At 72.3% G+C, this 22,436-nt stretch carries 16 protein-coding genes and 1 pseudogene; 3 read left to right on the top strand and 14 right to left on the bottom strand.

From position 1 onward, the window contains the following. Positions 1-9: 9 nt before the first annotated feature. The 11 genes and pseudogenes from AC069T_RS24565 to hrcA all read right to left on the bottom strand — a co-directional run bounded on the left by AC069T_RS24565 (position 10) and on the right by hrcA (position 13,378). Entirely contained in the window at positions 10-1,305 is a 1,296-nt protein-coding gene (locus AC069T_RS24565) for a glucarate dehydratase family protein (RefSeq protein WP_478784764.1), read from the bottom strand. Beyond that, positions 1,302-2,264 (bottom strand): 5-dehydro-4-deoxyglucarate dehydratase, encoded by a 963-nt coding sequence (locus tag AC069T_RS24560; RefSeq protein WP_478784763.1) that lies wholly within the window; start codon positions 2,262-2,264, stop codon positions 1,302-1,304. Before AC069T_RS24560 ends, AC069T_RS24565 begins: the two co-directional genes overlap by 4 nt. A 419-nt stretch (positions 2,265-2,683) precedes the next feature. Next, positions 2,684-3,697: an adenosine deaminase gene (locus AC069T_RS24555; protein WP_478784762.1), complete on the bottom strand. Its 1,014-nt coding sequence runs from the start codon at positions 3,695-3,697 to the stop codon at positions 2,684-2,686. A gap of 101 nt (positions 3,698-3,798) precedes the next feature. After that, positions 3,799-4,704 (bottom strand): ribonuclease Z, encoded by a 906-nt coding sequence (locus AC069T_RS24550; protein ID WP_478784761.1) that lies wholly within the window; start codon positions 4,702-4,704, stop codon positions 3,799-3,801. Positions 4,705-4,719: 15 nt separating this feature from the next. Beyond that, on the bottom strand, positions 4,720-5,073 hold the full coding sequence (locus AC069T_RS24545; protein ID WP_478784760.1) for a histidine triad nucleotide-binding protein: 354 nt from the start codon (positions 5,071-5,073) through the stop codon (positions 4,720-4,722). Between the two features lie 120 nt (positions 5,074-5,193). Then, a pseudogene (locus AC069T_RS24540) lies at positions 5,194-8,403 on the bottom strand (S41 family peptidase). A gap of 72 nt (positions 8,404-8,475) precedes the next feature. Continuing rightward, positions 8,476-9,024 (bottom strand): hypothetical protein, encoded by a 549-nt coding sequence (locus tag AC069T_RS24535; RefSeq protein ID WP_478784759.1) that lies wholly within the window; start codon positions 9,022-9,024, stop codon positions 8,476-8,478. 106 nt (positions 9,025-9,130) lie between these two features. Beyond that, a complete protein-coding gene (locus AC069T_RS24530; protein ID WP_478784758.1) occupies positions 9,131-9,880 on the bottom strand; it encodes a 16S rRNA (uracil(1498)-N(3))-methyltransferase in 750 nt (249 codons plus the stop codon). Then, on the bottom strand, positions 9,877-10,959 hold the full coding sequence (locus AC069T_RS24525) for a nitronate monooxygenase (protein ID WP_478784757.1): 1,083 nt from the start codon (positions 10,957-10,959) through the stop codon (positions 9,877-9,879). The genes AC069T_RS24530 and AC069T_RS24525 overlap by 4 nt, the downstream gene beginning before the upstream one ends. A gap of 265 nt (positions 10,960-11,224) precedes the next feature. Then, positions 11,225-12,361, bottom strand: coding sequence for a molecular chaperone DnaJ (gene dnaJ, locus AC069T_RS24520; protein WP_358855901.1), 1,137 nt, complete (start codon positions 12,359-12,361; stop codon positions 11,225-11,227). Beyond that, on the bottom strand, positions 12,362-13,378 hold the full coding sequence (gene hrcA / locus AC069T_RS24515) for a heat-inducible transcriptional repressor HrcA (protein ID WP_478784756.1): 1,017 nt from the start codon (positions 13,376-13,378) through the stop codon (positions 12,362-12,364). It abuts the gene before it with no gap. Positions 13,379-13,582: 204 nt separating this feature from the next. Here hrcA and AC069T_RS24510 point away from each other — a divergent pair, with 204 nt between their 5' ends. Further along, positions 13,583-14,317 carry an MBL fold metallo-hydrolase gene (locus tag AC069T_RS24510; protein ID WP_478784755.1) on the top strand — a complete coding sequence of 245 codons (735 nt, stop codon included), beginning with the start codon at positions 13,583-13,585 and terminating at the stop codon, positions 14,315-14,317. A 46-nt stretch (positions 14,318-14,363) separates the two neighbouring features. Continuing rightward, the gene (locus AC069T_RS24505; RefSeq protein ID WP_476751605.1) at positions 14,364-15,167 is read left to right on the top strand and encodes a DUF3097 domain-containing protein; all 804 of its coding nucleotides are present in this window, start codon (positions 14,364-14,366) and stop codon (positions 15,165-15,167) included. A 227-nt stretch (positions 15,168-15,394) separates the two neighbouring features. Here the strand turns inward: AC069T_RS24505 and hemW are convergent, their stop codons facing one another. The 3 genes from hemW to lepA all read right to left on the bottom strand — a co-directional run bounded on the left by hemW (position 15,395) and on the right by lepA (position 20,768). After that, the gene (gene hemW / locus AC069T_RS24500) at positions 15,395-16,627 is read right to left on the bottom strand and encodes a radical SAM family heme chaperone HemW (RefSeq protein WP_478784754.1); all 1,233 of its coding nucleotides are present in this window, start codon (positions 16,625-16,627) and stop codon (positions 15,395-15,397) included. A gap of 80 nt (positions 16,628-16,707) precedes the next feature. Continuing rightward, a complete protein-coding gene (locus tag AC069T_RS24495; protein ID WP_478784753.1) occupies positions 16,708-18,594 on the bottom strand; it encodes an AMP-dependent synthetase/ligase in 1,887 nt (628 codons plus the stop codon). Between the two features lie 305 nt (positions 18,595-18,899). Next, positions 18,900-20,768, bottom strand: a complete 1,869-nt coding sequence (gene lepA, locus AC069T_RS24490) for a translation elongation factor 4 (RefSeq protein WP_358853740.1) — start codon at positions 20,766-20,768, stop codon at positions 18,900-18,902. A 307-nt stretch (positions 20,769-21,075) separates the two neighbouring features. Between lepA and rpsT the strand changes: the two genes are divergently transcribed. Beyond that, on the top strand, positions 21,076-21,342 hold the full coding sequence (gene rpsT, locus AC069T_RS24485; RefSeq protein ID WP_121403109.1) for a 30S ribosomal protein S20: 267 nt from the start codon (positions 21,076-21,078) through the stop codon (positions 21,340-21,342). The last annotated feature ends 1,094 nt before the right edge of the window (positions 21,343-22,436 follow it).

Below are 22,436 nucleotides of genomic sequence, written 5' to 3'. Positions count from 1 at the left end.
GGGTGGGGTCTACCAGCGGGGGACGGCGGGGGTGACCCATCCCGGGTCGGCGACCCGCATGGCGGCCGCGTCGTCGCGGTCGCGCAGCGTTCCGTCGTCGTCGAGCCAGCGCCGGTGCAGGAACTCCAGCCTGGCGCGGTCGAGTTCGACTCCGAGTCCCGGTGCGTCGGACACGGCGACCGAGCCGTTCTCGAAGGTGAGGCGCTCGGTGAGTACGTCCTCGGACTGCCAGGGATAGTGCGAGTCGCAGGCGTGGCGCAGGCCGGGGACGGTCGACGCGACGTGGGTCATGGCGGCGAGCGAGATGCCCAGGTGGGTGTTGGAGTGCATGGACACGTCGACGCCGAACGTGCGGCACATGGCGGCGAGTTCGCGGGTGCTGCGCAGGCCGCCCCAGTAGTGGTGGTCGCTGAGCACGACCTGGACGGCTCCCCGGGTGAACGCCTCCGGGATCTCCGCGAAGGTGGTCACGCACATGTTGGTGGCGAGCGGCACCTTCGCCCTCGCCGCGACCTCGGCCATGGCGGGCGTGCCGAGCGCCGGATCCTCCAGGTACTCGAGCACGTCACCCAGCTCGTCCGCGACCCGCAGCGAAGTCGCCACCGACCAGGCGCCGTTGGGGTCGAGCCGCAGCGGATGCCCGGGGAAGGCCTTGGCGAGGGCGCGTACGGCGGCGATCTCCTCCTCGGGCGGGAAGACCCCGCCCTTGAGCTTGAAGGAGGTGAATCCGTGGCGCTCGGTGAACTTCCGCGCCTGCGCGACGACTCCGGCCGGGTCGAGGGCGGCGCCCCAGTCGTCCTGCTCCGCCGCGACGCCCGCGGGGTGCCCGGCCCACTTGTAGAAGAGGTACGCGCTGTACTCCACCGCGTCCCGCACCTTGCCGCCGAGCAGCGCGTGCACGGGCAGCCCGAGGGCCTTGCCGAGGGCGTCCAGACAGGCCACCTCGAAGCCGGAGACGACCGACAGCCGCAGTTTGCCGGCGGTCTGCACGCCGCGCAGCCCGCCGACGTCGACCTTGTCGTCGACCCGCTCCCGGTCGACGGCCACCGCGTCCGCAACCGTGAACAGGCCGTTGAGGTCGGAGACCTGCCGCCCCACCAGCCGCGCGGCGAAGGGCCGGGCGAGCTCCAGGTACTTGCTGTCGCCGTACGTCTCGCCGACACCGGTGACGCCGTCCGCGGTGACGACCTCCACGATCAGGCGGGGTGTGTACGGCTGGTGCACTCCCTGGGTGTTGAGCAGCGGCGGGTCGGCGACCAGGACCGGGGTCAGCCGGACCTCGGTGACGGTCAGGTCGCGCGTCACAGGGCGGCTCCCACGGGGGCGTGGGCGGACGCGAGCCGCAGCCCGGCGGTGAGCAGGGCCTCCAGGTCGGCGAGGTCGGCGGGCGAGGGGTCGGTGAGCGGGGCGCGTACGGGGCCGACGGGATGTCCGCGCAGCCGGGCGGCGGCCTTCACGAGCGAGACGGCGTAGCCGGTCCGCCGGTCGCGCAGTTCGACGAAGGGGACGTAGAACTCGCGCAGCAGCCGGTCCATGACGGCGTCGTCACCGCGCCGGTGGGCGGCGAAGAAGAGGTCGGCGATCTCGGGGGCGAAGGCGTGCACGGCCGACGAGTACGCGGGCACGCCGACGGCGGCGTACGCGCGGGCCTGGATCTCCGCGGTGGCGGCGCCGTTGAAGAACAGGAAGCCCTCGGGTGCGGCGAGGGTCAGCCGCTGGAGCCGGTCGAGGTCGCTGTGCCCGTCCTTGAGCCCGACGACCCCGGGGATGCGGGCGATCCGGCGCAGCGAGGCGGGGGTGAAGGCGACCTGCCCGCGCTGGTAGGCGATCAGCGGCAGCGTGGTCCGTGCCGCCAACTTCTCCAGCTGGGCGACGAGTCCGTCCTGCGGGGCGGCGACGAGGTAGTGCGGCAGGACGAGCAGGGCGTCGGCGCCGGCGTCCTCGGCGAGGCGGGCGAACCGGGCGGCCTGCGCCCAGCCGTACCCGGTCCCGGCCACGACGGGCACCCGGCCCGCCGTCACCTCCACCGCGGCGGTGACGACCTGGCGGTACTCGTCCTCGTCCAGGGAGAAGAACTCCCCGGTGCCGCAGGCCGGGAAGACGGCGCCGGGCCGGGTGGCGAGCTGGGTCTCGAGGTGGGCGCGGAAGCCGTCGAGGTCGAGGGAGCCGTCGTCGTGAAAGCTGGTGAGCGGGAACGACAGCACTCCGTGCGCCATTCCGCTCCGCAGCCGTGCGACGACGTCGGCCTCCGTGTCCGTAGGCATGCCATCTCCATATGTAGACGCTATCCACGTATGAGGATGAGGCTAGAGAGCGGCTCCCGGCCCGTCAATGGCCGGGACCGGCACGGGGGCACACCTGTCCACAGCTGGAGCCGGCCGCACCGCAATCGGTAGGGCCCGCAGTCGCCCTCTCACCGAAGGGGCCGTGTCGGTACATCAGCTGCCCGTCGCGGGTCGGGCAGGAAGCGCAGGTTCACCCTGGTGACCAGGGTGCACGCCCGGCCTGCGACGGGCGGATGTACCGGCGCGGCCCCGCCCCGCCCACCGGAGAGGCGGCGCCCCACGCACCTGAGATGGGGCGCCCCACCGACCGGAGGGCAGGCGCCCCCACCACCCGCACAAACGGCCCTCGCCGCCGGGGACCACTCGGCACCGGGACCACCGGGCACCGGGCACCGGGGCTACTCCGTGCCGGCGGCCGCCGGGCGGAACTCGTACGCCTCGACCTCGGCGAGGTACCGCGCCCGCCGCTCCTCGTCGTGTTCGAGGAAGGAGGCCAGGAACGAGTTGCGGGCCAGCTCGCGCAGCCGCTCGTGACCGAGGCCGAGCGCCTCGTGCACGGCGTGGAAGGTGTCGCCGACGTACCCGCCGAAGTAGGCGGGGTCGTCGGAGTTGACGGTGCACAGCAGCCCGGCGTCCATCATCGCGGGCAGCGGGTGGTCCTCCAGGACGTCGACGGCCCGCAGCCGTACGTTGGACAGCGGGCACAGCGTCAGCGGTACCCGCTCCCGCACGAGCCGTTCGACCAGCTCGGCGTCCTCCATGCAGCGCAGCCCGTGGTCGATGCGCTCGACACCGAGCACGTCGAGCGCCTCGGTGATGTAGGCGGGCGGCCCCTCCTCGCCCGCGTGCGCGACGCGTCGCAGTCCGAGCGCGGCGGCGGCCTCGTACACCTCGCGGAACTTGGCCGGCGGGTGGCCGACCTCGGCGGAGTCGAGGCCGATGCCGACGATCCGGTCGAGGTAGGGGCGCGCGGCCTCCAGGGTCCGCAGCGCCGACTCGGCGGACTCGTCCCGCAGGAAGCACATGATCAGCTGGGTGGAGACGCCGTGCGTCTCCTCGCTGCGGCCGAGCGCGTGGGTGAGGCCGTCCACGACGGTGCCCATGTCCACCCCGCGCGCGAGGTGGGCCTGCGGGTCGAAGAAGATCTCCGCGTGCCGTACGCCCTGGGCGGCGGCGCGCGCGAGATACGCGTCGGCGAGGTCGGTGAAGTCCTGTTCCGTCCGCAGGACGGCCATGAGTTCGTAGTACAGGTTCAGGAACGTCTGGAGATCGTCGAAGAGGTACGCCCGGCGTAGCTCTTCGGTGTCGGCGTACGGCAGCGTGACGCTGTTGCGTGCGGCGAGCGCGAAGGCGAGCTCCGGTTCGAGGGTGCCTTCGATGTGCAGGTGCAGTTCAGCTTTGGGGAGGGGCATCGAAGCATCGTACGGTCGCTCCCCCGACGTCCCGAACCCGAAACCGGCGCGCCACCAGCGCATTCACCCGGCGCATTCATCCCGCGCACGCTTCCGCGCGTTCACCCGCGCCTGGGTACCGGCACCCTCATGAGATCGTGCGCCACGGTCAGCTCCCCCTCGAACCCGGCGGCCCTGGCCTGCCGCTCGAACTCCCCGGGTTCGGAGTACCGCTGGCTGAAGTGGGTGAGCACGAGATGCCGCACACCCGCGTCCGCCGCGACCCGCCCGGCCTGACCGGCGGTCAGATGGCCGTGGTCGGTGGCCAGTCGCACGTCCTCGTCGAGGAACGTGGACTCGATGACGAGCATGTCGCAGCCCGCGGCGAGCGCGTGCACGCCGTCGCAGAGGCGGGTGTCCATGACGAAGGCGAACCGCTGCCCGCGCCGCACCTCGCTGACCTCGTCGAGGGTGACCCCGCCGACCGTGCCCTCCCGCTGGAGGCGTCCGACGTCGGGCCCCGTGATCCCGTGTGCGGCGAGCCGCTCCGGCAGCATGCGCCGGCCGTCCGGTTCGACCAGCCGGTAGCCGAAGCTCTCCACGGGGTGGGAGAGCCGCCGGCTCTCCAGGGTGTAGGAGGCGGTGGTGGCGAGCACCCCGTCGGCGTCGACGGGGGCCTCGGTGAGCGCGACGGTCTCGCGGTACGCGGTGGCGTACCTGAGCCGGTCGAAGAACCGCTGTCCTGAGCGCGGGTAGTGCGCGGTGATCTCGTGCGGCACCCGGTCGAGGTTGATGCGCTGGATCACGCCGGCGAGGCCGAGGGAGTGGTCGCCGTGGAAATGCGTGACGCAGAGCCGGTTCAGGTCGTGCGCGGCGACCCCGGCGCGGAGCAGCTGCCGCTGGGTTCCCTCGCCGGGGTCGAAGAGCAGGCCCTCGCCGTCCCAGCGCAGCAGATAGCCGTTGTGGTTGCGGTGCCGGGTCGGGACCTGGCTGGCGGTGCCGAGGACCACCAGTTCACGTACGGACAAAGCGGGGTGCCGTCCTTACCCGGGAGGCCACGTCAGGCCGCGTCCGCCCAGGAGGTGGGCGTGCGTGTGGAAGACGGTCTGTCCGGCGCCGCTGCCGGTGTTGAACACGATCCGGTAGCTGTCCAGCTTCTCCTCGGCCGCGATCTCCCCGGCCTCGCGCAGCACGTCGGCCGCGAGCGCCGGTTCGGCGGCGGCGAGTGCGGCCGCGTCGGCGTGGTGGGCCTTGGGGATCACCAGTATGTGGGTGGGGGCCTGCGGGTTGATGTCCCGGAAGGCGAGGGTGGTGTCCGTCTCCCGCACCACGGTCGCCGGGATCTGCCCCGCGACGATCTTGCAGAACAGGCAGTCGTCCTGCGGCTGTCCCGACATGCGTGTGCCTCCTCGCGCCCGCTGATCACTGTTGACGGCATCGTAGCGGCCCGCCGGTCCCGCGCCCCGTGCGGAGCGGTCCTCGCCGGCGGGCCACCGCCGGGCGAGGACCGCGGCGGGTCACAACTCGGGCAGCGGGGGCGCGGACTTGGCCGGGTTCTCGGCGAGCGCCGCCAGCGCGATGCGGATCGCCTCGTCCAGCTGGACGTCACGTCCGGCCGCGTGGTCCTGGGGCCGCTGGACGACCTCGACGTCCGGATCGACGCCGTGGTTCTCGACGCCCCACTCGTAACCCTCCAGCCAGATCGCGTACTTGGGCTGGGTGACCAGGGTGCCGTCGACGAGCCGGTAGCGGCTGTCGATGCCGACCACGCCGCCCCAGGTCCGCGTGCCGACCACGGGGCCGATGCCGAGCGCCTTGACCGCCGCGTTGACGATGTCGCCGTCCGAGCCGGAGAACTCGTTGGCGACCGCGACGACGGGGCCGCGCGGCGCGTCCTCGGGGTAGCTGAAGGGGCGCAGCCCGCGGGGCACGTCCCAGCCGACGATGCGGCGGGCGAGCTTCTCGACGACGAGCTGGGAGGTGTGTCCGCCGCGGTTCTCGCGGACGTCGACGACGAGTCCTTCGCGGGCCACCTCGACGCGCAGGTCGCGGTGGATCTGGGCCCAGCCGGGCGCCTGCATGTCCGGCACGTGCAGATAGCCGAGGCGTCCGCCGGACTTCTCGTGGACGTGGGCGCGGCGGTCGGCGACCCAGGCGTGGTAGCGCAGCGGCTCCTCGTCGTCGAGGGGGACGACCACCGCGTGCCGCAGGTCGCCGCCGCCGGACGGGGAGACGGTCAGCTCGACCGGTTTGTTCGCCGTCCCGACGAGGAGCGGTCCGGGGCCGGCCACCGGGTCGACCGGCCGGCCGCCGACCGCGACGACGGCGTCCCCCGGGCGGACGGCGACTCCGGGAGCGGCGAGCGGCGCCTGCGCGCGGGGGTCGGAGGTCTCCGAGGGCAGGATCCGGTCGATGCGCCAACTGCCGTCCTCGTGGCGGGAGATGTCCGCTCCGAGCAGTCCCTGGGCGGGTGACCCGCCGTTCCGGCCGCGGGGGGTGACGTAGGCGTGCGAGGTGCCGAGTTCGCCCTGTACCTCCCAGAGGAGGTCGACCAGGTCGTCGTGGGTGGCGACGCGCTCCAGGACCGGCCGGTACCGGGCGAGGATCCCGTCTCAGTCGACGCCGCCGAGGTCGGGACGCCAGAAGTTGTCCCGCATGAGGCGGCCGGTCTCCTCGTACATCTGCCGCCACTCGGCGGCCGGGTCGACGCTCTGGTGGACCCGGGAGAGGTCGACGGTGATGTTGCTGTCGCTCTCGTCGTCGTGCGAGGCGCGGCGGTCGCTCGGTACGACCTTGAGCTTGCCGTCGGTCCACAGCAGGACCCGCTTGCCGTCGCCGCTGACCGTGAAGTGGTCGGCGTCCGAGGCGAGATGCTCGACGCGCTGCTGGAGGAGGTCGTAACGCTCCAGGTCGCTGCCGGGGTCCGGGTGGCCGGGGGTGGCGCGGGAGGCACCGAGCACTCCGCGCACCGGGTGGCGCAGCCACAGCAGGCCGTCCTTGGCGGCCCGCAGCCCGGAGTAGCGGGCCGCCTCGACGGGGAACGGCACGATGCGGTCGCCGAGTCCTTCGAGGTCGATCCGGGTGGCCGGGGCGCCCTCGCTGTCGGGTGTCTCGTCCTTGCCGGGGGCGTCGAAGGGGCGGCCGTGGCGCTGCGGGCCGAAGGGCGAGGGGGTGGTCGCGGCCAGCGTGATGAGGTGGGGCCGGGCCCCGCCGACGAAGGCGAGGTCGAAGACGTGCTCGTCGTAGACGGGGTCGAAGGACCGCGCCGACAGGAAGGCGAGGTGCCTGCCGTCGAGGGTGAACGCGGGCGCGTAGTCCCGGAAGCGCAGCGGGGTCGCCTCGGTCACCGACAGGTCGGCGGTGTTGGCGAGCTTGAGCTGGCGCAGCGGGCGCGGGCCGGGGTGCGACCAGGCGAGCCACGCGGAGTCGGGCGAGAAGACGAGCCCGGAGACCTCGCCGTCCTCGCCGCGGTCGACCTCCCTGACCTCTCCCGTCTCCCGCTCGACGAGCAGGACGCGCCCGTCGTGGGCGGCGACGGCGGCGCGGCTGCCGTCGGGTGCCATGGCGAGCCCGAGGACCCGGCCCAGCCGGCCGGCGGCGAGGCGGCGCGGGGCGGCGCCGGGCGCGGCCCCGGTGGCGGGCGCGAACTCGAGGGCGTCGTCGCCCTCGGCGTCGGTCACCCACACCACGTACTCCTCGCCGTCGGCGCGGAAGGTGCGGGGCAGCCGGGCGCGTACGCCGGGTTCGGCGGCGAGCGCGCGGGCGGGGCCGGAGCGGTGGGTGATCCAGTGGACGGCGCCGCGCACGGAGATCGCGCTGCCGCGTCCGGTGTGGTCGGGCGCGCCCGCGCCGAACCAGCGGGCCGCGTCGACGGGGTGCGGCTGGAGGTCGACGCGCCGGCTGCCGGTCCGGACGTCGAGCCTGCGCGCTCCGGCGCCGTCGAGGTCGTCGAGGAGCCACAGTTCACCGGCGGACGCGTAGACGATCCGGGTGCCGTCGGTGGCGGCGTGCCGGGCGTAGAAGCCGTCGACGCCGGTGTGCCGGCGCAGGTCGGAGCCGTCGGCGAGGGAGGAGTAGACGGCTCCGACGCCTTCGTGGTCGGACAGGAACGCGACGCGCTCCCCCACCCACATCGGGTATTCGACGTTGCCGTCGAGGTCCTCGTGCAGCCGGACGAACTCGCCGTCGCCGTCGCGGTCGATCCACAGCTTGCCCGCCGTGCCGCCGCGGTAGCGCTTCCACCAGGCGGCCTCGCGGCCCATGGGGGCGGACAGCAGGACGGTGCCGGGGCCCCCGCGGGCGACGTCGCCGACGGGCCCGTACGGGAGGGTGGCGGCGGGTCCGCCGTCGAGCGGGACGGCGCGGGCCCAGCTGCGCCGCAGGGAGGCCTGGCCCGCCGTGCTGAGGGCGAGGACGTGTCCTTCCGGGGTCCAGCCGCGGACCTGGGTCCGGTCGCTCCCCCAGTGGGTGAGCCGCTTGGCGGGGCCGCCGTCCAGGGGGGCCGCGTGCACCTCGGGGGCCCCGTCCCGGGTGGAGGTCCAGGCGACGGTGGTGCCGTCCGGGGAGATGCGCGGATGGTTCACCGGGACGTTGTCGGCGCTGACCCGCCAGGCGCGGCCCGCGGTGTCGAGCGGGGCGGCCCAGACGTCGTCCTCGGCGGTGAAGACGACGTGGTCGCCGTGCAGGTGGGGGAACCGGAGGTACGCGAGGGGTGCGGACTGTGTCACCCGTTCACCCTATGCAGCGTCCGGCCGCCCCGGCAGGAGTTTGGATCACTTGCCGTCCCGCGCACGCGCGGCTCACTTGCCCTGGACGGGCCGGCAGGAGGGGTAGTTCTCGCACCAGATGGTCTGGGTCTCGGTGACGGTCACGGTGGATCCGGGGCGCTGGGGGTCGTAGGAGACGGGCGGGGTGCCGGCGGCGTCGCAGTTGCCCAGCACGCTGACGTGGAAGCGCTGTCTGCCGCCGACCTTGGCGGTGAGGTCGCCCCGTACGCACTTGCCGTCGATCTCACGGGTGACCTGGCCCGTGATGGTGATGTCCTGCCCGCTGCGGGTCTCCCCCTGGCAGTCGACGTCGGCCACGGTGCGCACGGTCGGCGAGGGCGACTTCCCGGGCGTGACGGCCTTGTTGCCGTCGCCGTAGTTGCCGGTGCAGCTCAGCCACTGCACGTCGACGCCCCGGCGCTCCAGTTCCCTGGTGCCTGCCTGGTCGGTCGTGTACGCGGCCGACGCGGCGCTCAGCCCGTCGCCCGGTTCGCACGCGGCCACCCCGAACACCGCGACCGCGCCGAGCCCGGCCGCGCCGAACATCCGCCTGCGGGCCGCCCCTTGCCTTGAAAGCCTCATAACGCCCATGCACGGCAGCGTGCCACCGTCCCGGGCCCGGCGGTAGACCGCATGCGGCCAGTTGCCGTGTCAGCCGCGCGGCAGGAGCCGTATGGAACCGGAGCGGTCAGGACCAGCGTCCGGTGCGGCCCAGCAGCAGGGCGGCCGCCGCGGTCCCGGCGGTGGAGGTGCGCAGCACGCTGCGTCCCAGCCGGTACGCCTTGGCGCCCGCCTCGGAGAACAGCGTCAACTCCTCCGGGGAGACGCCGCCTTCGGGGCCGACGACCAGCACGATCTCGCCGGAGGCGGGGAGTTCGGCCGTCGCCAGCGGCTCGCTGCCGTACTCGCGGTCCTCGTGCAGCACCGCCGCGAGTTGCGCCGTGGCGAGAAGCGCGCCGACCTGCTTGGTCGTCATGGCGTCCGTGACCTCAGGGAAGCGCACGCGGCGGGACTGCTTGCCGGCCTCCCGGGCGGTGGCCCGCCACTTGGCGAGCGCCTTCAGGCCCCGGTCGCCCTTCCACTGCGTGATGCAGCGGGAGGCGGCCCACGGGACGACGCGGTCCACGCCGGTCTCGGTCATGGTCTCGACGGCCAGTTCACCGCGGTCGCCCTTGGGGAGGGCCTGCACGACAGTGATGCGCGGGGACTCCTCGGGCTCCTCGGCGACCGCGTCCATGTGGACGGTCAGCCGGTCCTTGCCCTCGGTGTCCGTCACGACGCACTGCGCCCAGCGGCCCGCCCCGTCCGTGAGGACGACGTCCTCACCGGCCCGCAGCCGCTTCACGGAGACCGCGTGCCGTCCTTCGGGACCGTCGAGCACATAGCGTCCGCCCCGGCCGGCCGCGAGGTCCTCGACCACGAACACCGGCGCGGTCATCGGTCCGCGCCCCCGGGGAACGACGACAACGCTGTTTTAGCGGCGTCGAGTTCGGCGGCCAGCACCTCCACGAGCTGCGCGGCGGGCAGTTCGCGTGCCATGCGGTGGCCCTGCCCGGCCCACAGCGCCATGCCCTGGGGGTCGCCCGCCTTGGCCGCCGCCTTGCGCAGCGGGGAGGTGAGGTGGTGAACCTCGGGGTAGGCGGCGGGGGCGTACGGGCCGTGCTCACGCATGAAGCGGTTGACCAGACCGCGGGCCGGCCGCCCGGAGAACGCCCGCGTCAGCTCGGTGCGGACGAACAGGGGGTTGGTCAGCGCCTGCTTGTGCACGGGCGCGGCACCGGACTCCGGGGTGGCGACGAACGCCGTGCCGAGCTGGGCCGCGCTCGCGCCCTCGGCGAGCACCGCGGCGATCTGCGCGCCGCGCATGATGCCGCCGGCCGCCACGATCGGCAGACCGACGCTCTCCCGGACCTGGGCGACCAGCGAGAGCAGTCCGATGCCGGCGCCGTCCGCCTCCGGGGTGTCCCGGTGGGTGCCCTGGTGGCCGCCCGCCTCGACGCCCTGCACGATCACGACGTCCGCGCCCGCCCGCTGCACGGCCTGCGCCTCCTCGGCCGTGGTCGCCGTGACCATGGTCACGGTGCCGACGCGGGCGAAGGAGGCGAGCACCTCGGGCGTGGGGCAGCCGAAGTGGAAGGAGACCACCGGCACGGGATTGTCGAGGAGGACGGCGAGCTTGGTGTCGTAACCGTCGTCGCGGCCGCTGTCGGGGTCGCCGAGCTCGGTGTCGTACCAGCCGGCCTCACCGGCGAGCTGATGGGCGTAGACGTCGACGGCGGCCGGGTCCGCGTGCTCCTGCTGCGGCATGAAGAGGTTCACGCCGAAGGGGCGGCCGGTGAGGCCGCGCAGCTGCTTGATCTCCTGGTACATGCCGTCGGCCGTCTTGTATCCGGCGGCGAGGAAGCCGAGCCCGCCGGCCTCGGACACGGCGGCGGCCAGCTGCGGTACGGAGACGCCGCCCGCCATGGGGGCCTGCACGATCGGACACCGAAAGAGATCGGTCAGCGCGGAGGACATGACGGCATGGTGTCACGTCCCCCGGACAAGTCCGAATCCGGCGGCCACCCGGCACAGGCCACCGGAATGTGTCTCTCCGGGGGGGCTTCACACCCGCCGGGCGGTCCCGCCGGGACGGTCCCCGATGCCCGGAGTGGGTGTCCCGCCGTGCGGTGGTCTCCGGCGAGCAGCGGGCCGTCCCCTCGCACCCACGGGGTGTCCCGCCGGGACGCCGGCAGGGGCCGGACCCGTGCGGGCAGGCCCCGAGGGCCTGCCCCAAGCGCCGTCAGCGGCCGTTGAACGCGTCCTTCAGCCGCGAGAACAGTCCCTGCTGGCCCGGCTGGAACTGCCCCGTGGGCCGCTCCTCACCGCGCAGCTTCGCCAGTTCCCGCAGCAGGCGCTCCTGCTCCGCGTCCAGCTTGGACGGGGTCATGACCTCGACGTGGACGATCAGGTCGCCCCGGCCGCCGCCGCGCAGATGCGTGACACCCCGGGCGTGCAGCGGGATCGACTGGCCGGACTGGGTGCCCGGGCGGATGTCGACCTCCTCCAGGCCGTCCAGCGTCTCCAGCGGCACCTTCGTGCCGAGGGACGCCGCCGTCATCGGGAGGGTGACCGTGCAGTGCAGGTCGTCGCCCCGGCGCTGGAACTGCGCGTGCGGCAACTCGTGGATCTCCACGTACAGGTCGCCGGCGGGGCCGCCGCCGGGGCCGACCTCGCCCTCGCCCGCGAGCTGGATCCGCGTGCCGTTGTCGACACCGGCCGGGATCTTCACGGTCAGGGTCCGGCGCGAGCGCACCCGCCCGTCGCCCGCGCACTCCGGGCACGGCGTCGGCACCACCGTGCCGAAGCCCTGGCACTGGGGGCAGGGGCGGGACGTCATGACCTGGCCCAGGAAGGACCGCGTGACCTGGGACACCTCGCCGCGACCGCGGCACATGTCACAGGTCTGCGCGGAGGTCCCGGGGGCCGCGCCCTCGCCGCTGCACGTGGTGCACACCACGGCCGTGTCGACCTGGATGTCCTTGGTCGTGCCGAAGGCCGCCTCGTCGAGGTCGATCTCCAGCCGGATCATGGCGTCCTGGCCCCGGCGCGTACGCGACCGCGGGCCGCGCTGCGACGCCGTGCCGAAGAACGCGTCCATGATGTCCGAGAAGTTCCCGAAGCCGCCGGCGCCGAAGCCGCCCGCGCCCGCGCCGCCGCTCTGCGAGAGCGGGTCGCCGCCGAGGTCGTAGACCTGCTTCTTCTGCGGGTCCGACAACACCTCGTAGGCGGCGTTGATCTCCTTGAAGCGCTCCTGCGTCTTCGGATCGGGATTGACGTCCGGATGCAGCTCGCGGGCGAGCCTCCGGAACGCCTTCTTGATCTCGTCCTGGGAAGCGTCGCGGCGCACGCCGAGTACGGCGTAGTAGTCCGTGGCCACCTACGACTCCGCCAGGATCTGTCCGACGTACCGTGCCACTGCGCGTACCGCTCCCATCGTTCCCGGGTAATCCATGCGGGTCGGTCCGACCACGCCGAGTTTTGCGACTGCCTCGCCGCCCGAACCGTAGCCGACCGAGACCACGGACGTGGAGTTGAGTCCCTCGTGGACGTTCTCGCGACCGATCCGTACGGTCATGCCCGAATCCGTCGACTCCCCCAGCAGCTTCAGAAGCACGACCTGCTCCTCGAGGGCTTCGAGAACCGGCCGGATCGTGAGGGGGAAGTCATGTCCGAAGCGGGTGAGATTGGCGGTGCCGCCGATCATCAACCGCTCCTCGTTCTCCTCGACGAGCGCCTCCAGCAGCGTGGAGAGCACCGTCGAGACCGTACCGCGGTCCTCGGTCTCGAAGGCCTCCGGCAGATCCTGCACCAACTGCGGGACATCCGCGAAACGGCGGCCCGCGACCCGGCTGTTGAGCCGGGCCCGCAGATCCGCCAGGGACGTCTCACCGAAGGGCGCCGGACAGTCGATCATGCGCTGCTCGACCCGGCCGGTGTCCGTGATGAGCACCAGCATCACGCGGGCCGGGGCCAGCGAGAGCAGCTCCACGTGCCGCACCGTCGAGCGCGTGAGCGAGGGGTACTGGACGACGGCGACCTGCCGGGTGAGCTGCGCGAGCAGCCGCACCGTGCGCCCCACGACGTCGTCGAGGTCGACGGCGCCGTCGAGGAAGTTCTGGATGGCGCGGCGCTCGGGCGCGGTCATCGGCTTGACGCCGGCGAGCTTGTCGACGAAGAGGCGGTAGCCCTTGTCGGTGGGGATGCGCCCGGCGCTGGTGTGCGGCTGGGCGATGTACCCCTCGTCCTCCAGGGCTGCCATGTCGTTGCGGACGGTGGCCGGGGAGACCCCCAGCCGGTGGCGCTCGGTCAGCGCCTTGGAGCCGACCGGCTCCTCCGTCCCGACGTAGTCCTGGACGATGGCGCGCAGTACCTCGAGCCTGCGTTCACTGAGCATCGCGCACACCTCCAGATGTCGGCACCGTGGTCGTCGCGGCCTTCTTCCTGGCACTCAGCGCGTGCGAGTGCCAGCGTTCCCCGGCTCAGTGTACGGCGGGGAGGTACGACCCCGGCAAGGGCGGGCCCGTGACGCCCTCGCCGCGGGCGGGGACGTGTCCCGCCATGTCGCGCCGTCGTACCCCGTTGCCGCTAGCGTCGCCGTGTGAAGGTGACTTGGGAAGAGGCGGGGTGGGAGCAGCTAGCCCCGCGGGTCGGACGGTGCCGCCTGCCGGGCTGGGACTGCACCACGGGGCTCGTGGTCGGCGAAGGTGCCGCGCTCCTGATCGACGCGGGGTCGAGCCTGGCGGAGGGCGCGCGGCTGCGGGCCGAGACCGGGCGGCTCCTCGGCACCCGGCTGCGTGTGACACACCTCGCACTCACCCATCCCCACTTCGACCACGTCCTCGGCGCCGCCGCCTTCTCCGGAGTGGAGGTGTTCGGCGCGGTGGGCCTGGACACGGTCCTCGACCACGGCCGCGAGGAACTGCGCGCGGACGCCGTGCGCAACGGTCTGGACCCGCGCGACGCGGCCGAGGCGGCGGATCTGCTCGTCCGCCCCCGCCACCTCGTGTCCGGCGAGTGGACCCTCGGGCTGGGCGGCGGGGCGCAGGTCCTGCTGGCGAACGTGGGTCCCGGCCACACCGCGCACGACCTGGCGGTGCTCGTACCGGGAGCGGGCGGCCCGGAGGTCGTCTTCTGCGGCGACCTGGTGGAGGAGTCGGGTGAGCCCCAGGCCGGCCCGGACGCCGTTCCGTCCCACTGGCCGGCGGCGCTGGACCGGCTGCTGGACCTCGGGGGCGAGGACGCCGTGTACGTGCCGGGGCACGGGGCCGCGGTCGACGCGGCGTTCGTCCGGGCCCAGCGGGACGCGCTGGCCGCCCGCTTCGGCGTGTCGTAGGCGCGGCCGGGGGCTCCGGCGCTCGACTTCTCCTATCGTCATCCGAATGCGCCAGTACTCTCCGGACCTGACCCCGCCGTGGAAGAAGCCCAAGCCCGTGCCGGAGGTCCCGGCCGATCCCGGTCTGGTGGTGGAGGAGCCCGGCACCGGTTTCTGCGGTGCCGTGATCCGCTGCGAGGCGGGCACGGTGACGCTGGAGGACCGCTTCGGCAAGCACCGGGTGTTCCCGCTGGAGCCGCGGGGCTTCCTGCTGGAGGGCAGGGTGGTCACCCTGGTCCGGCCGGCCGCCGGACCGGCCCGCCCCAGCCGCACCGCCTCCGGTTCGGTCGCCGTGCCCGGCGCCCGCGCCCGCGTGGCCCGGGCCGGCCGCATCTACGTCGAGGGCCGGCACGACGCCGAGCTCGTGGAGCGGGTGTGGGGCGACGACCTGCGCATCGAGGGCGTCGTCGTCGAGTACCTGGAGGGCGTCGACGACCTGCCGTCCGTCGTCGAGGAGTTCGGTCCCGGACCGGACGCCCGGCTCGGCGTCCTCGTCGACCACCTGGTCCCCGGCTCGAAGGAGTTCCGGATCGCGGAGGCGGTCACCAGCGAGCACGCGCTCGTGGTGGGCCATCCGTACATCGACATCTGGGAGGCCGTGAAGCCGTCCTCGGTCGGCATCCCCGCGTGGCCCCGGGTCCCGCGCGGCCAGGACTGGAAGACCGGCGTCTGCCGGGCCCTGGGCTGGCCGGAGAACACCGGCGCGGCCTGGCAGCACATCCTGTCCCGGGTCCGCTCCTACAAGGACCTGGAGCCGGAACTCCTCGGCCGCGTGGAAGAACTCATCGACTTCGTCACGGCCCCGGAGTAGCCCCGCGACAGCGGAGGACATTTCAGCCCGTCCGGCGTTTCGAGGACGAGCGCGACACCGCGGCCCCCGGGGCGGGCCGAGGCTGGGATTTCAGCCCGTCCGGCGTTTCGAGGACGAGCGCGACACCGCGGCCCCCGGGGCAGGCCGAGGCAGGGATTTCAGCCCGTCCGGCGTTTGAGGACGAGGCCGTCAGGCCGATACGGGGGTCCGGGGGCAGCGCCCCCGGGTCAGTCCACCAGGTCGCGGACCACCGCGTCCGCGAGCAACCGCCCCCGCAGGGTGAGCACAGCCCGCCCGCCCCCGTACGGCCCGCTCTCGAGCAGCCCACCCGCCAGCGCGCGCCGAGCCGCGGCCAGCCCGTCCGGCCGCAGCAGCGCCAGCGGACAGCCCTCCCGCAGCCGCAGCTCCAGCAGGATCCGCTCGACCCGGCGGTCCTCCGCGGACAGCAGCTCACGCCCCGCCCCGGGCGACCTCCCCGCGGCCAGCGCCCCGGCGTACGCGCCGGGATGCTTCACGTTCCACCAGCGCACCCCGCCCACATGGCTGTGGGCCCCGGGTCCCGCGCCCCACCAGTCGGCGCCGCGCCAGTACAGCTCGTTGTGCAGGCAGCGCCCCGCGTCGGACGTAGCCCAGTTCGAGACCTCGTACCAGTCGAAACCGGCTGCCGAGAGCACCTCGTCGGCGATGAGATACCGGTCCGCGTGGACATCGTCGTCCGTCATGGGGACCTCCCCGCGACGGATGCGGCGGGCCAGCTGGGTGCCCTCCTCGACGATCAGCGCGTACGCCGAGACGTGGTCGGGTGCCGCCCCGAGGGCCGCGTCGAGCGAGGCCCGCCAGTCGTCGTCGGTCTCCCCCGGGGTGCCGTAGATCAGGTCGAGGTTCACGTGGTCGAAGCCCGCCGCGCGCGCCTCGGCGACGCAGGCCTCGGGCCGGCCGGGCGTGTGCGTGCGGTCGAGCACCTTCAGGACGTGCTGCCGGGCGCTCTGCATGCCGAAGGAGATCCGGTTGAAGCCGCCGGCGCGCAGGGTGGCGAGGTAGGCGGGGTCGACCGACTCGGGGTTCGCCTCCGTGGTGATCTCCGCGTCGTCCGCGAGCCCGAACTCGTCGCGGATCGCGCCCAGCATCCGTACGAGATCGTCGGCGGCCAGCAGCGTGGGCGTCCCGCCGCCGACGAAGACCGTGCGGACGGGGCGCGGGTCGTCGCCGAGCACCTTGCGCGCCAGCCGGACCTCGTCGGTCAGGGTCGACGCGTAGTTGTCGCGGGAGGCGAGCACGCCTCCGCTGCCCCGCAACTCGGTGGCCGTGTAGGTGTTGAAGTCGCAGTAGCCGCAGCGGGTCGCGCAGTACGGGACGTGGAGGTAGAACCCGAGAGCGCGCTCGGCGGCCCCGGCGAGGGCGTGCGCGGGCAGCGCCCCGTCGTCGGGGACGGGCTCACCGTCGGGGAGTGCGGAAGGCATGTCCTCCATTGTCCAGCACGCCGGCCGCGCCTCGTCCGCGTGCGCGGGCCCGGACGTCTCCGGACCCGCCACACCGGGGGCTACGCCTCGCGCGAGCCCGCGTACATCTCGTCGATGAGGTGCTTGTACTCCCGCTCGACGACCGGACGCTTCAGCTTCAGGCTCGGGGTGATCTCCCCGTGCTCGACGTCCAGGTCGCGCGGCAGCAGACGGAACTTCTTGATGGTCTGCCAGCGCTGGAGACCGTCGTTGAGCTCCTTCACGTAGCCCTCGACCATCGCGACCGTCACCGGGGCCGCGACGACCTCGGCGTACGACTTGCCCTCCAGCCCGTTCTCCTTCGCCCAGTCCAGGATCGACGGCTCGTCGAGGGCGATGAGCGCGGTGCAGAAGTTCCGGTCGGCTCCGTGCACGAGGATGTTGGAGACGTACGGGCACACGGCCTTGAACTGGCCCTCGACCTCGGCGGGCGCGATGTACTTGCCGCCGGACGTCTTGATGAGGTCCTTCTTGCGGTCGGTGATCCGCAGGTACCCGTCCGGGGACAGCTCGCCGATGTCGCCGGTGTGGAACCAGCCGTCGGACTCCAGTACCTCGGCGGTCTTCTCGGGCAGCCGGTGGTAGCCCTCCATGATGCCGGGGCCGCGCAGCAGGATCTCGCCGTCGTCCGCGATGCGCACCTCGGTGCCGGGCAGCGGCTTGCCGACGGTGCCGGTGCGGTAGGCCTCACCGGGGTTCACGAAGGAGGCCGCGGAGGACTCGGTGAGGCCGTAGCCCTCCAGGATGTGGATGCCGGCGCCGGCGAAGAAGTAGCCGATCTCCGGGGCGAGCGCGGCGCTGCCGGAGACGCAGGCGCGCAGGTTGCCGCCGAAGGCCTCGCGGATCTTGGCGAAGACGAGCCTGTCGGCGACCTTGTGCTTGGCGCCCAGAGCGAGCGGGACGGAGGCGACACCGGTGCGCCGGAAGTTGTCCTGGCTGACCTTCGCGTACTCGCGGGCGACCTCGGCCGCCCACTGGAAGATCTTGTACTTGGCGCCGCCGCCGGCCCGCGCCTTGGCCGCGACCCCGTTGTAGACCTTCTCGAAGATGCGCGGCACGGCCGCCATGTACGTCGGCTGCACCACCGGCAGATTCTCGATGATCTTGTCCACCCGGCCGTCGACGGCGGTGACGTGGCCGACCTCGATCTGGCCGGAGGTGAGCACCTTGCCGAAGACGTGCGCGAGCGGCAGCCACAGGTACTGCACGTCGTCGCTGGTGATCAGCCCGGTGGCCACGGTCGCCTTGGCCATGTACGACCAGTTGTCGTGCGGCAGCCGGACGCCCTTGGGACGGCCGGTGGTGCCCGAGGTGTAGATCAGCGTGGCGAGCTGGCCGGGGGTGATCGCACCGACCTTCTTCGTGATCAGGTCGGGGTTCTTCTCCAGGTACGCGGCGCCGCGCGCCTCCAGCTCGGCGAGCGACAGCACCCAGTCGCCCTCGTCCTCGGAGGTGTCCACACCGGTGGGGTCGATCACCACGACATGGGCCAGCTCGGGCAGCTCAGCCCGCTTGGCACGCGCCTTGACGACCTGCGCGGCGTCCTCCGCGATCAGGACCCTGCTCTCCGAGTCGGACAGGATGAACGCGGACTCCTCCGCGTTCGTCTGCGGATACACGGTCGTCGTGGCCGCGCCCGCGCACATGATGCCGAGGTCGGCGAGGATCCACTCGACCCGGGTCGAGGAGGCGAGCGCGACGCGCTGCTCCGGCTGCAACCCCAGCTCGATCAGGCCGGCCGCGATGGCGTAGACCCGCTCGGCCGCCTGCGCCCAGCTCAGCGACTTCCATTCGTCCGGCCCCCCGCCGGCGGCCGATGGCACGGGGTAGCGATAGGCCTCGGCGTCGGGCGTGGCCGCCACGCGCTCCAGGAAGACCGCCGCCACGGAGGGCGGACGGTTCTCGATCAGGGTCTGTGTGTCGCTCACGACATCCTCCGGGGCCCGCGACAGTGCGTGCGACTGGCTCGGTCGACTGCTGTGCGGCTGGCTGGTTGCGGCTGTGTTGTCGTCACTCACGGCGCCTTGTTTAACTCGTGAGTAACTACCGAGCAGAGATCAGAGTAAGGCCCGACCGGCCGGTACGTAAGGGGCAGCGGCCTGTCACTTCCTACAGAGAGCAACCGGCCGCATGCGCAAGGGGGCCCGCCCCGCACACGCGGAACAGGCCCCCTGCACCCGGTCCGTTTCCGGGCTTTGTCCCTGTTTGGACAGCTGCTTCTCGGCCGTACGGGCTACTTCTTGGCCTTGCCCGAGCCGGCGTTCTCGTCACTGGAGAGCACGGCGATGAAGGCCTCCTGCGGAACCTCCACGGATCCCACCATCTTCATCCGCTTCTTGCCCTCCTTCTGCTTCTCCAGCAGCTTCCGCTTCCGGGAGATGTCACCGCCGTAGCACTTGGCGAGGACGTCCTTGCGGATGGCGCGGATGGTCTCGCGGGCGATGACCCGCGAACCGATGGCGGCCTGGACGGGGATCTCGAAGGCCTGGCGCGGGATCAGCTCGCGCAGCTTGGCGACGAGGCGTACTCCGTACGCGTAGGCCGCGTCCCGGTGCGTGACGGCGGAGAAGGCGTCGACGCGGTCGCCGTGGAGCAGGATGTCGACCTTCACCAGCTGGGCGTCCTGCTCGCCGGTGGGCTCGTAGTCCAGGGACGCGTAGCCGCGGGTCTTGGACTTCAGGTTGTCGAAGAAGTCGAAGACGATCTCGGCGAGGGGAAGCGTGTAGCGGATCTCGACGCGGTCCTCGGAGAGGTAGTCCATCCCGAGAAGGGTGCCGCGACGGGTCTGGCAGAGCTCCATGATCGAGCCGATGAACTCACTGGGAGCGAGGATCGTGGCCCGGACGACCGGCTCGAAGACCTTGTCGATCTTGCCCTCGGGGAACTCGCTCGGGTTGGTGACCGTGTGCTCCTTCCCGTCCTCCATGATCACGCGGTAGACCACGTTGGGCGCGGTGGCGATGAGTTCGAGGTTGAACTCGCGCTCCAGGCGCTCACGGATGACGTCGAGGTGCAGCAGGCCGAGGAAGCCGACGCGGAAGCCGAAACCGAGGGCCGCGGAGGTCTCGGGCTCGTAGACCAGGGCCGCGTCGTTGAGCTGGAGCTTGTCCAGCGCCTCACGGAGGTCGGGGTAGTCCGAGCCGTCCAGGGGATAGAGGCCGGAGAAGACCATCGGCTTGGGGTCCTTGTACCCGCCGAGGGCTTCGGTGGCGCCCTTCTCCTTGCTGGTGATCGTGTCACCGACCTTGGACTGACGGACGTCCTTCACGCCGGTGATGATGTAGCCCACCTCGCCGACGCCGATGCCGTCGGCCGGGGTCATCTCGGGGGACGAGACGCCGATCTCCAGCAGCTCGTGCGTGGCGCCGGTCGACATCATCTTGATGCGCTCGCGCTTGTTGAGCTGGCCGTCGATGACACGGACGTACGTGACCACGCCACGGTAGGAGTCATAGACCGAGTCGAAGATCATCGCCCGGGCGGGCGCGTCCGCGACGCCGACCGGGGCCGGGACGTCACGGACCACCCGGTCCAGCAGCGCGTCCACGCCGACGCCGGTCTTCGCCGAGACCTTGAGCACGTCCTCGGGCTGGCAGCCGATGAGATTGGCCAGCTCCTCGGAGAACTTCTCGGGCTGGGCGGCCGGCAGGTCGATCTTGTTCAGCACCGGGACGATGGTGAGGTCGTTCTCCATCGCCAGGTAGAGGTTGGCGAGGGTCTGCGCCTCGATGCCCTGGGCCGCGTCGACCAGGAGGACCGTGCCCTCACAGGCGGCGAGGGACCGCGAGACCTCATACGTGAAGTCGACGTGCCCGGGGGTGTCGATCATGTTGAGGATGTGGGTCCTGCCCGGGTCCTCGGTGGGCGCCCAGGGCAGCCGGACCGCCTGGGACTTGATCGTGATGCCGCGCTCGCGCTCGATGTCCATCCGGTCGAGGTACTGAGCACGCATCTGACGCTGCTCGACCACCCCGGTCAGCTGGAGCATCCGGTCGGCGAGCGTGGACTTGCCGTGGTCGATGTGCGCGATGATGCAGAAATTGCGGATCAGAGCCGGGGCGGTACGGCTCGGCTCGGGCACATGGTTAGGGGTCGCGGGCACGCAGGGTCCTGTCTCTTGAGGCGCCTGTCGCCTCGGGTCGGATCGATACGTAGGCTCCATGGTCCCACGGGCGGGGAGCTGCGACCGGTTTGGGCCGCTCCTGGGACGACTGGTAGCCTGGGTGGCTGTGTCTCATGCCCTCTCTGCACGAGGCACAGACGGCTCCTCCGGTTCACCGGCGGGGTATCGGCTTCGCCGGGCGACCGGCGGGGCAGCAGCTCCGCCGGTTCACCGGTGGGCTACTCGAAGATCAATCACCGGCGCGTGAGGCCTGCCCTCGCGCGCCTGAACCTGAAAAGGCTCATTCGTGGCGAACATCAAGTCCCAGATCAAGCGGATCAAGACCAACGAGAAGGCTCGGCTGCGCAACAAGGCCGTCAAGTCCTCCCTGAAGACCGCGATCCGCAAGGCCCGCGAGGCCGCTGCCGCGGGTGACGTCGAGAAGGCCACCGAGTACACGCGCGACGCGTCGCGCGCGCTCGACAAGGCCGTCTCGAAGGGCGTCATCCACAAGAACCAGGCCGCCAACAAGAAGTCGGCGCTTGCTTCCAAGGTCGCTTCCCTCAAGGGCTGAGTCGGCTGAGCCCATCCGGGCTCATCCCCTGACTTGACCGTCGGCTGGACCCGAGCGGGCCCTCTCTCTCCGCTCCCAACCCGACACCCCCGGACCCACGCGCGACCTGCGTTCGCCACGCGGGCGTGGATCCACAGAGCTTGCTTCGAAGGCCCCGGTCACCTCTCCTTCCCCAGGAGGGGAGACCGGGGCCTTCGGTTGTGTCACGGGAGGGACGCGCCGGGGCCTTGGGGTGCGGAGGGGCGTGTTGGGGGGCTGGGGGTGTGCTGGGGGGCTGGGGGTGTGCTGGGGGGCTGTGGGGGCGGGATTTCGGCCCGGTCGACGGCTCTGTCTTTCCGCCCGGTCGACGGCTCGGTCTTTCGGCCGGTCGACGGCTCTGTCTTTCCGCCCGGTCGACGGCTCGGTCTTTCGGCCGGTCGACGGCTCGGTCTTTCGGCCGGTCGACGGCTCGGCCTTCGGCCCGGTCGACGGCTCTGTCTCTCCGCCCGTTCGACGGCTGGGCCTTCGGGCCGTTGACGGCTCGGCCGTTCGGTCCGTGGAGCGGCTGCGGCCTTCCAGCCTTGGCAGGGGTTGCTGCTCATGCGGCCCGTGCGGCGGCCGGCGGCTTTCTGTCTCTGCCGCGACTGGTGTCTTTCAGCCCGTCCGGCGTTTGAGGACGAGGCCGCCAGGCCGATACGGGGGTCTGGGGGCGGAGCCCCCAGGTACGGGACGGGTAGGGGCGGAGGGGGCGAAAAAGCCTTGTCAACAGCCGGGATACGCCGGGGACAGGCCCACAGGGGGAGCTCACCCACATCTGTGGCTCACCCCGGTTTGGGCTCACCCCGGGACTCGGGGTCACCTGATTTTTCGGGTCACCTGGAAACGGGCGCACGCGGGCACGGGGTCACCCCGGTTCAGGCTCACCCGCGGTAATGGGTGACCCGTTCTCCGGGTCACCCCGGGCCCCGGACTCACGCGTGCTCCGGGTCACCCCCGGTCAAGAACTCACCCGTGCTCGGGGCTAGGGCCTGTCGTTTGGATCAGGCTGGCTGTGACCGACGGTTCGTCCTGACCGACCCGAGCGGGGTCTGGCGCGTACAGCTGCAAGGCGGAGG

Source organism: Streptomyces sp. NPDC043867, from assembly GCF_056435845.1.
Note: the sequence above shows the minus strand (reverse complement) of the source record. Positions and strands in the feature narration are given on the sequence as shown.

Coding starts and splice junctions, on each gene's coding strand:
- AC069T_RS24530 (WP_478784758.1), bottom strand. CDS start 9,880: ATGACCGCGCCGGTGTTCGTGGTCGAGGACCTCGCGGCCGGCCGGGGC.
- AC069T_RS24560 (WP_478784763.1), bottom strand. CDS start 2,264: ATGCCTACGGACACGGAGGCCGACGTCGTCGCACGGCTGCGGAGCGGA.
- AC069T_RS24555 (WP_478784762.1), bottom strand. CDS start 3,697: ATGCCCCTCCCCAAAGCTGAACTGCACCTGCACATCGAAGGCACCCTC.
- AC069T_RS24505 (WP_476751605.1), top strand. CDS start 14,364: ATGCGCCAGTACTCTCCGGACCTGACCCCGCCGTGGAAGAAGCCCAAG.
- AC069T_RS24545 (WP_478784760.1), bottom strand. CDS start 5,073: ATGTCGGGACAGCCGCAGGACGACTGCCTGTTCTGCAAGATCGTCGCG.
- AC069T_RS24535 (WP_478784759.1), bottom strand. CDS start 9,024: ATGAGGCTTTCAAGGCAAGGGGCGGCCCGCAGGCGGATGTTCGGCGCG.
- hemW (WP_478784754.1), bottom strand. CDS start 16,627: ATGCCTTCCGCACTCCCCGACGGTGAGCCCGTCCCCGACGACGGGGCG.
- hrcA (WP_478784756.1), bottom strand. CDS start 13,378: ATGCTCAGTGAACGCAGGCTCGAGGTACTGCGCGCCATCGTCCAGGAC.
- AC069T_RS24525 (WP_478784757.1), bottom strand. CDS start 10,959: ATGTCCTCCGCGCTGACCGATCTCTTTCGGTGTCCGATCGTGCAGGCC.